Here is an 8720-nt window from a genome sequence, read left to right as displayed (position 1 = left end):
GTGCGCGCTAAAGGCGGTGGCGTCGCGGTTGCCGTGCACACACCTGAATCCCGGCCGGTTCGTCGCGGGGCGACCGCTCGTGCAGGGTATGCGGGTCGCGCTGTCCGCCGAGGTCAAACGCACCCACGAAGAGCTCATCGAGCGCATCCTGCACGCCGGCCTGGCCTACACCGACGCGGTCGCCCCGCGACGAACCGGCCGGGATTCAGGTGTGTGCACGGCAACCGCGACGCCACCGCCTTTAGCGGGCGCAGCTCGTCGTGGGTGACAGCGCCGTTGGGCCAGCGTCGCCGCGTCACGGGACGCACCGGCAGCCACACCTTGCGTTCGCGCGCCCGCACGAGTACGGGTTTGAGGATCTGCGCGAGCACGAGTGCGTCGTCGAGCGCGTCGTGCGGCCGGATCTGGCTGATCCCCCAGTGCGCGGCCAGGGTCTCGAGCCGCAGGTTCTCGACGTCGAGTTCGAGGCGACGGGCCAGCTCGACGGTGCACATCACACTGTCGGTCGGTAGTTCGCGGCCCGCCAGCTCGGCTTCGGCGGCCAGGAACGAGTAGTCGAAGCCGACGTTGTGTGCGACGAGCGTGCGCCCGTCGAGCAGCTCGGCTAGGTGGTCGGCGATGTCGGCGAACGTCGGCTGCCCATCCAGCATCTCGGTCGTCAGCCCGTGCACGTGGGTGGGCCCGGGGTCGACGCCCGGGTTGAGCAGGCTGTAGAGACTGTGCTCGACGTTGCCGTCGTCGCCGAGGGCGAGCGCGGCGATGCTGACGACGCGCGCCTGACCGGGCCGGAAGCCGGAAGTCTCCACGTCGACGACCGCCCAGCCGGCACCGTCCTCGCTCGCCGGACGGCCCCACATGCTCACGTCGTCAGGATGGCACGGCGCTGTGACAAAGCCGGGACCTCGCCGAATCGCTCGCAGCGTGTCGGCTCCCTAAACTGCCGGAGTGGTCACCACTCGTGGACGGGTCGCGCTCGCGGCCGGCGCGACCGCGCGCTGGGCATCGCGGATCACCGGGCGTGGCGCCGGCGCGATGATCGGCGGACTGGTCGCCTTGGGGCTGGACAAGTCGCTGCTGCGCCAGTTGGGCCAGGGCAGGCGCACGGTGATCGTGACCGGCACGAACGGCAAGTCGACGACCACGCGGATGGTCGCGGCGGCACTGCGCACGATCGGAGCCGTGGCGAGCAATGAGACGGGTGCGAACATGGACGCCGGCCTGGTCGCGGCGCTCGCCCTGGGGCGCGAGGCTGCGCTGGCCGCACTCGAGGTCGACGAGATGCACGTGCCGCATGTGGCCGACGCCGTCGATCCGGAAGTCGTGGTGTTGCTGAACCTGTCGCGCGATCAGTTGGACCGCGTGGGTGAGATCAACCACATCGAACGGACGCTGCGCGGCGGCCTGGCACGTCATCCGTCGGCCGTGGTCGTCGCCAACTGTGATGACGTGCTGATGACCTCGGCTGCCTACGACAGCCCCAACGTCGTGTGGGTGGCCGCGGGCGGCAGCTGGGCCAACGACTCGGTGAGCTGCCCGCGGTCCGGTGAGATCATCGTGCGCGATGGCCGCGAATGGCGCTCCACCGGAACGGATTTCAAACGGCCGACCCCGCAGTGGTGGTATGACGACTCGAGTATCTATGGCCCGGAAGGTTTTTCGTTACCGATGACGCTGGCCCTGCCGGGTGCAGTCAACCGCGGAAACGCCACACAGGCTGTCGCTGCGGCGGTGGCCATGGGCGCCGACCCGGTTGCGGCGGTCGCGGCGGTTTCAGCCGTCGACGAGGTCGCGGGACGCTACCGCACCGTACGCGTCGGCGAGCACACCGTGCGAGTCCTGCTGGCCAAGAACCCGGCCGGCTGGCAGGAGGCGTTGTCGATGGTCGACAAACACGGTGCGGGAGTTGTCATCTCGGTGAACGGCCAGGTTCCCGACGGCGAGGACTTGTCGTGGCTGTGGGATGTGCGGTTCGAGCACTTCGAGGACACGCATGTGGTCGCGGCCGGCGAACGTGGCACGGACCTCGCGGTGCGGCTGGGCTACGCCGGTGTCGAGCACACGCTCGTGCACGACACGCTGCGCGCGATCGCGTCGTGCCCACCGGGACACGTCGAGGTGATCGCGAACTACACGGCGTTTCTGCAACTGAACAGGCGGCTCCCCGATGAGTGAGTCGACGGTGCGCATCGGGCTGGTGCTGCCCGATGTGATGGGGACCTACGGGGACGGCGGCAACTCGGTGGTGCTGCGAGAACGCTTGCGGCTGAGGGGAATCGATTCCGAAGTCGTGGAGATCACGCTCGAGGATCCGGTGCCCGCCGAACTCGACCTATACACGCTCGGCGGGGCGGAGGATTACGCCCAACGCCTGGCCACCAAGCATCTGCTGCGGTATCCGGGGTTGCAGCAGGCCGCCGGCAGGGGCGCGCCGGTGCTGGCGATCTGCGCGGCCATCCAGGTGCTCGGACACTGGTATGAGACGTCGTCGGGTGAACGTGTCGACGGGGTCGGGCTGCTCGACGTCACCACCTCGCCGCAGGAGGAGCGCACGATCGGCGAGGTGGTGTCCGAGCCGCTCCTGCCCGGTTTGTCGCAGCGGCTCACGGGTTTCGAAAACCACCGCGGCGGAACGGTTCTCGGTGCCGATGCGCGACCGTTGGCGCGGGTCATCAGCGGCGCGGGCAACCGTCTCGGTGACGGTTTCGACGGCGCGGTGCAGGGCAGCGTCGTCGCGACCTACCTGCACGGTCCGTGTCTGGCGCGCAACCCGGAACTGGCCGACCACCTGCTGAGCCAGGTGGTCGGAGAACTGGCGCCGCTGGAGCTGCCCGAGGTGGAACAGCTGCGCCGCGAGCGTCTGGCCGCCCCGCGGCGGGTGTGACCGTCACGCTGCGGCGATCTCCGGTCACACAACTCGCCGTCCGCGAGTCACAGCTATCGACGTTCTGGCGACGCGTTCTCGCACTTTGCAACCGAAAGGTTGATCGGTGTGACTGCGGGGCGCACCACAAATCCCCGTAATACGCGAGACACTAGGCGACCAAATTGCGCTTGAAACTCTGCAACTTGTCGATGTCGAGGTTGCAGCCGCGGCTGACGAGCGCCGCCTCGGCCCGGGCGATGACGTCTCGCGGTTTGTCCTCCGCGATCACCCGGACGACGATCCACCCCAGCGATTCGAGCATTCGCAACCTGCCGATGTCCTTCACGTACTGGCGTCGATTCTTGCGGTGGTGATCGCCGTCGTACTCGACTGCGACTTTGTACTCCCGCCATCCCATGTCGAGCCACGCTTCCGGTCGATATCCGACGATCACGGGGATCTGCGTCTCCGGGCGGGGCAGGCCTGCGTCGTGCAGCCACAGTCGAACTCGCGATTCCGGTATGGACGCGGCTCCGCCGTCGACAAGCGGAAGCAACTCGTACAACCGGGCCAGGCCGGTTGCGTGCGGATGGCGTCGACCGAGTTGCGCGACCTGGTCGACGTCGTAGCGCTGGTTCCACATGAGCGCGTCGAGCCGTGCCAGCGCCTCCGTCCGGTGCAGCCGCCGGCCCATGTCGAAGGCGGTCCGGACTCTGGATGTGACGGGAAGGCCACCGATCGTCGTGATCTCGTCGTCCGTGATGAAGTCCCCCCTCGGGATCAGGCCCGGCTGTGCACGGATCCGCACGTCAACCAGTTCGATCGGCTGCGACGGGTCCACCCACGGCGCGCCGTGCAGGGCGGATGCCGCCACACCCGCGATCACACCTCTGCGGCGTGATGCCAACCATGCCGCGATCGCGCGGTCGCGGATCGACAGTTCGACGCCATTCGGTGCGTACACGCCGCGGAAGACGGGCCGATACCACCGCTTGAGTTCGTGGCGACTCACCCGTCCCGCCGCGACAGCCTCACTGCCGATGAAGATTTCGGTCATGTGGGCATCGTGCATCGCACCACCGACAAGTCACATCAAGCGACGTTTCACAGCGAAAGTGCGAGAACAGGCGTGCCAAACGTTGATCGCTGTGACCGGTGCGGCGGGTATGGCCAGGGTGGCCGGCCGGTGCGGCGGGCCCGGCGGGTACGACCGGCGGGAGCGGCGGGCGCGGCGGGGAGCGGCGCCTACAGAAACAGCGGCGCCTATAGGCCGAGGTCGCGCAGGAACTCCGGCTTGTACGCCTCGAGGATCACGTAGCTCGGGTCGGGCGCCGGCGCCTCGGGAGCGTTGTCGGGCACCTCCTGGCCGCTGGCCGGATCCACCCACTCCTGCCGCTCGCCGTCCCACCGGCTCACCGCGTACTGCGCGGTCACGTGGTCGTCGGCGACCAGTGCGCGCACCGTGCGCTCCGCCTCCTGCGCATCGGCCAGCGAGTGGGTGTAGAGCTGGATGCGGTCCCCGCCGCGCGTCACCGTGACCCGTGAGCCGAGCCGCTTGCGCGCGTCGTCGTCGAGGTCCAACGTGCGCAGCTTCTCCCAGAACGACAGCCGGTGCTCGTCGTGACCCAGCTCGACCTCGACCTTGTACTCCTCGTCCGCCATGTCAGCCCTTTCCTCACGCCATCGCGCGCCGGCCCGCAAGCGCGCGACCCAGCGTCAACTCGTCGGCGAACTCCAAGTCGCCGCCCATCGGCAGCCCCGAGGCGATCCTCGTCACCGTCAGCCCCGGGATGTCGCGCAGCATGCGCACCAGATACGTCGCAGTGGCTTCGCCTTCGGTGTTCGGGTCGGTCGCGATGATCACCTCGGTAACGTCGACGCCGTCCACCCGCTCACCAATCCTGTTGAGCAGCTCCCGAATTCGCAGCTGTTCGGGTCCAACGCCGGACAGCGGATCGAGCGCGCCGCCCAGCACGTGGTAGCGGCCGCGGAACTCGCGCGTGCGCTCGACGGCCTGCACATCCTTGGGCTCTTCGACCACGCAGACCAGCGAGGCATCACGCCGCGGGTCGCTGCAGATACGGCAGCGGTCGTCGTCGGAGACGTTGCCGCACACCGCGCAGAACTTCACCCCGTCGCGCACCTTGTTGAGCACGGCCGTCAACCGGTCGATGTCGGGCGGCTCGACCGACAGCAGGTGAAAGGCGATCCGCTGCGCGCTCTTGGGCCCGATGCCGGGCAGCTTGCCGAGCTCGTCGATCAGATCCTGAACGGGTCCTTCAAACATGGAGGAACGATTACATCCCCGGCAGACCGAGATCGCCCATGCCGCCCGCCAGCGGTCCGAGCCGGTCGTGAGCGAGGATGGTCACCTGCTTGGAGGCGTCGGCGATGGCGCCGACGACGAGGTCCTGCAGCGTCTCGACGTCGTCGGGGTCGACGACCTTCGGATCGATGGCCACACCGACCACCTCGCCGCTGCCCTTCATCGTGACCTGGACCAGCCCGCCGCCGGCCTGACCGTGCACCTCGGCGTTGGCCAGCGCCTCCTGCGCCTCCATCAGCTGCTGCTGCACCTGCTGAGCCTGGGCGAGCAGCGCCGACATATCGGGTTGGCCTCCGGGTTGCATGCCTCGTTCCCCTTGCGTGTTAGTTGCGGTCCGGTCTCGACTTGGCTGCGTCGGGCCGTCGGGCTTTAACAGTAGTCGCGGTTGCGGCTACGGTGGCGCCCGTGCCTGCCCGCCTGCGTGTCGGAGCCGTCGGACTGCTCGTCGTCGCATCGACGCTCGTCAGCCCTGCGATCGAGGCCGACGCTGCGCCTGCCAACATCGCGGGCAAGATCGTGTTCCTCGACCCCGGTCACAACGGCGCCAACGACGGTTCGATCAGCAGGCAAGTGCCCACCGGCCGCGGCGGCACCAAGGACTGCCAGGCCAGCGGCACCTCCACCGACGACGGCTTCCCCGAGCACACCTTCACCTGGGACACCACGCTGCTGATCCGCCAAGAACTGAGCGCGCTCGGCGTCCGGACCGCCATGTCCCGCGGCAACGACACCGGCCTCGGTCCCTGCGTCGACGAGCGCGCCGCGATGGCCAACTCGCTCAAACCCAACGCGATCGTCAGCATCCACGCCGACGGCGGACCGGCCACCGGCCGGGGATTCCACGTTCTGTACTCGTCGCCTCCGCTCAACGACGTGCAGGCGCAGGTGTCGCCCCGGTTCGCGGGGATCATGCGCGATCAGCTGCAGGCCGCGGGCTTCGTGCCGTCGACCTACGTCGGCTCCGCCGGCCTCAACCCGCGCTCTGACATCGCGGGCCTCAACCTGGCCCAGTACCCGTCGATACTCGTCGAACTGGGCAACATGAAGAACCCGGTCGACTCGTCGTTGATGAAGACGCCCGAAGGCAGGAAGAAGTACGCCGAAGCCGTCGTGCGCGGCATCGCGGGCTTCCTGGGCGCCAGCTAGGCCTAGCCGCCATTTGCCCGCTATGTGGTTGATCGCACGCATGACGTGCATGGGATCAACCACGTTACGGCGCTATCGGCGCTCTACCTCTTTCTTGAGGTTCTCCAGCACCTCGGCCTGGATTTTGCGCAGCCCGAGCGGCGCGAACGTCTTCTCGAAGAACCCGCCGATGCCGCCCGCGCCCTGCCACGACGTCTTGACCGTCACCGACGACCCGGGGCCGGCGGGCGCGACGGTCCAATTCGTGATCATCGACGAGTTGGCGTCCTTCTCGATCACCGTGTGACCGGCCACGTCGACCTGGGCTTTCACGTCGCGCACCCGCGACTTGGTCGCCTGCAGCTTCCAGCTCGCGACGGTGCCCGCGCCCTGGCCGCCCTCGAGTACCCGGTAGTCGCTGTACTGCGACGACAGGATCTTCGGACGAACGGTCGCGTAATCCGCGACGGCCGACAGCACCGCCTCCGGCGCCGCGTCGATCAAGACGGTGCTGGACGCGCTGACCTGTCCCATTACTGCGAACTCCTCGGTTGAAGGGTTGGTTTGGTCGCATCGAGTGCCACCGCGGACTAGCGTATATGCGTGTCTGTGGCCCCAATCGACGCACGTGCCTCACATGCCGCGGGTGTCCAGCGGCTGTTGAGCAGCTACCGTGCGATCCCACCCGATGCGAGCGTGCGCCTCGCCAAGCCCACTTCGAACCTGTTTCGAGCGCGGGCGAAGAGCACCGCCAAAGGACTGGACGTCTCTGGCCTCACCGGTGTCATCGCCGTCGACCCCGAGGAACGCACCGCCGAAGTGGCCGGCATGTGCACCTACGAGGATCTGGTCGCGGCGACGCTCCCGTACGGCTTGTCCCCGTTCGTGGTTCCCCAATTGAAGACCATCACGCTCGGCGGAGCGGTCACCGGCCTCGGCATCGAATCCGCGTCGTTCCGCAACGGCCTGCCGCACGAGTCGGTGCTCGAGATGGACATACTCACCGGTACCGGCGAGGTGCTCACCGCCTCACCCGACCAACATGCCGACCTGTTCCGCGCCTTCCCGAATTCATATGGCACGCTTGGCTATTCAGTGCGATTGAAGATCGAGCTGGAGACCGTCCGGCCGTTCGTCGCGGTACGCCACCTACGGTTCAACACCGTCGAGGACCTCGTCGCCACCATGGACCGCACCGTCGAGACCGGCGGTTACGACGGCACTACGGTCGACTATCTCGACGGCGTGGTGTTCTCCGCCGACGAGAGCTATCTGACGCTGGGATTCCAAACCGCGACACCGGGACCGGTGAGCGACTACACCGGCCAGCAGATTTACTACCGCTCGATCCAGCACTCCGGTGAGAACGGTGCCGAGAAACACGACCGGCTGACGATCCACGACTACCTGTGGCGATGGGACACCGACTGGTTCTGGTGCTCACGGGCATTCGGCGCGCAGAACCCGCAGATCCGCCGGTGGTGGCCACGCCGGTACCGCCGCAGCAGCTTCTACTGGAAACTCATCGGGTACGACCAGCGGTTCGACATCGCCGACCGGATCGAGAAGCGAAACGGCCGCCCACCTCGCGAACGGGTCGTACAGGACATCGAGGTGCCGATCGGACGGGTCGCCGAGTTCCTGCACTGGTTCCTCGACAATGTGCCGATCGAGCCGATCTGGTTGTGCCCGTTGCGGCTTCGCGATTCGGGCGGATGGCCGCTGTACCCGATCCGGCCCAAGCACACGTACGTCAACGTCGGCTTCTGGTCCTCGGTGCCGGTCGGCCCCGAGGAGGGCCGCACCAACAAGGCGATCGAGCACAAGGTCAGCGAGCTCGACGGACACAAGTCGCTGTACTCGGATTCGTACTACGGCCGAGACGAATTCGACGATCTGTATGGCGGAGAAACCTACAAGGTGGTCAAAAAGGCCTACGATCCAGACTCACGGCTCCTCGATCTTTATGCGAAGGCGGTGCAAAGACGATGACGACGTTCAAAGAGCATGCGACACAAGCGCCGGCAGGAAAGCTGACGCTGGCGGAGATCCTGGAGATCTTCGCGGCGGGCAATCTGCCACTGCGATTCACCGCGTACGACGGAAGTGCTGCCGGACCGGAGGATGCGCCGCTGGGCCTGGAGTTGTTGACGCCCCGCGGTACGACGTATCTGGCCACCGCGTTCGGCGATCTCGGCCTGGCCCGGGCTTACGTGTCCGGCGATCTCGAACCGCACGGTGTGCACCCCGGCGACCCGTACGAGCTGCTCAAGGCGCTCGCCGACAAGATGGACTTCAAGCGGCCGCCCGCGCGGGTGTTGGCGAACATCGTGCGGTCCATCGGGTTTGAGCACCTCAAGCCGATCGCGCCGCCACCGCAGGAGGCGCTGCCCCGGTGGCGCCGGA

General features: G+C 67.5%; 9 protein-coding genes and 3 pseudogenes. 6 read left to right on the top strand and 6 right to left on the bottom strand.

Features of this window, described 5'->3' with window-relative positions; all coding sequences use genetic code 11:
• A pseudogene (locus A5663_RS22465) lies at positions 1–181 on the top strand (DEDDh family exonuclease); the annotation flags it as partial.
• Here A5663_RS22465 and A5663_RS04085 read toward each other — a convergent pair.
• Positions 177–857, bottom strand: a pseudogene (locus A5663_RS04085) (DEDDh family exonuclease); the annotation flags it as partial. The pseudogenes A5663_RS22465 and A5663_RS04085 overlap by 5 nt on opposite strands.
• An 88-nt stretch (positions 858–945) precedes the next feature.
• On the opposite strand from A5663_RS04085, the gene A5663_RS04080 reads away from it, so the two are divergent.
• Both A5663_RS04080 and A5663_RS04075 read left to right on the top strand, forming a co-directional pair.
• Positions 946–2172: a Mur ligase family protein gene (locus tag A5663_RS04080; RefSeq protein ID WP_068144178.1), complete on the top strand. Its 1227-nt coding sequence runs from the start codon at positions 946–948 to the stop codon at positions 2170–2172.
• Positions 2165–2881, top strand: coding sequence for a type 1 glutamine amidotransferase (locus tag A5663_RS04075; protein WP_068144176.1), 717 nt, complete (start codon positions 2165–2167; stop codon positions 2879–2881). Before A5663_RS04080 ends, A5663_RS04075 begins: the two co-directional genes overlap by 8 nt.
• A 151-nt stretch (positions 2882–3032) precedes the next feature.
• Here the strand turns inward: A5663_RS04075 and A5663_RS04070 are convergent, their stop codons facing one another.
• From A5663_RS04070 to A5663_RS04055, 4 genes are all read right to left on the bottom strand, one after another.
• Positions 3033–3920 (bottom strand): DUF559 domain-containing protein, encoded by an 888-nt coding sequence (locus tag A5663_RS04070; protein ID WP_068144182.1) that lies wholly within the window; start codon positions 3918–3920, stop codon positions 3033–3035.
• A 206-nt stretch (positions 3921–4126) separates the two neighbouring features.
• Positions 4127–4525 (bottom strand): hypothetical protein, encoded by a 399-nt coding sequence (locus tag A5663_RS04065; RefSeq protein WP_068144173.1) that lies wholly within the window; start codon positions 4523–4525, stop codon positions 4127–4129.
• Between the two features lie 13 nt (positions 4526–4538).
• A complete protein-coding gene (gene recR, locus A5663_RS04060) occupies positions 4539–5150 on the bottom strand; it encodes a recombination mediator RecR (protein WP_059101787.1) in 612 nt (203 codons plus the stop codon).
• Positions 5151–5160: 10 nt separating this feature from the next.
• Positions 5161–5493 carry a YbaB/EbfC family nucleoid-associated protein gene (locus A5663_RS04055; protein WP_068144171.1) on the bottom strand — a complete coding sequence of 111 codons (333 nt, stop codon included), beginning with the start codon at positions 5491–5493 and terminating at the stop codon, positions 5161–5163.
• Positions 5494–5594: 101 nt separating this feature from the next.
• On the opposite strand from A5663_RS04055, the gene A5663_RS04050 reads away from it, so the two are divergent.
• Complete coding sequence (locus A5663_RS04050) at positions 5595–6335, top strand: Rv3717 family N-acetylmuramoyl-L-alanine amidase (protein ID WP_068144180.1); 741 nt, start codon at positions 5595–5597, stop codon at positions 6333–6335.
• A gap of 72 nt (positions 6336–6407) precedes the next feature.
• Here the strand turns inward: A5663_RS04050 and A5663_RS04045 are convergent, their stop codons facing one another.
• Positions 6408–6848, bottom strand: a complete 441-nt coding sequence (locus A5663_RS04045) for an SRPBCC family protein (protein ID WP_068144168.1) — start codon at positions 6846–6848, stop codon at positions 6408–6410.
• A 69-nt stretch (positions 6849–6917) separates the two neighbouring features.
• Between A5663_RS04045 and A5663_RS04040 the strand changes: the two genes are divergently transcribed.
• Together A5663_RS04040 and A5663_RS04035 are read left to right on the top strand one after the other, a co-directional pair.
• Positions 6918–8306 carry an FAD-binding oxidoreductase gene (locus A5663_RS04040; protein WP_068144162.1) on the top strand — a complete coding sequence of 463 codons (1389 nt, stop codon included), beginning with the start codon at positions 6918–6920 and terminating at the stop codon, positions 8304–8306.
• Positions 8303–8720: pseudogene (locus A5663_RS04035) on the top strand (SAM-dependent methyltransferase); the annotation flags it as partial. The gene A5663_RS04040 and the pseudogene A5663_RS04035, both read left to right, overlap by 4 nt.

Source organism: Mycobacterium sp. E740 (genome assembly GCF_001672895.1).
GTDB lineage: Bacteria > Actinomycetota > Actinomycetes > Mycobacteriales > Mycobacteriaceae > Mycobacterium.
This window is presented reverse-complemented; position numbering and strand designations above follow the sequence as displayed.

Excerpts from the sequence above, each read along its gene's own strand:
- recR (WP_059101787.1), bottom strand. The coding sequence starts at position 5,150 with ATGTTTGAAGGACCCGTTCAGGATCTGATCGACGAGCTCGGCAAGCTG.
- A5663_RS04065 (WP_068144173.1), bottom strand. The coding sequence starts at position 4,525 with ATGGCGGACGAGGAGTACAAGGTCGAGGTCGAGCTGGGTCACGACGAG.
- A5663_RS04055 (WP_068144171.1), bottom strand. The coding sequence starts at position 5,493 with ATGCAACCCGGAGGCCAACCCGATATGTCGGCGCTGCTCGCCCAGGCT.
- A5663_RS04070 (WP_068144182.1), bottom strand. The coding sequence starts at position 3,920 with ATGACCGAAATCTTCATCGGCAGTGAGGCTGTCGCGGCGGGACGGGTG.
- A5663_RS04075 (WP_068144176.1), top strand. The coding sequence starts at position 2,165 with ATGAGTGAGTCGACGGTGCGCATCGGGCTGGTGCTGCCCGATGTGATG.
- A5663_RS04045 (WP_068144168.1), bottom strand. The coding sequence starts at position 6,848 with ATGGGACAGGTCAGCGCGTCCAGCACCGTCTTGATCGACGCGGCGCCG.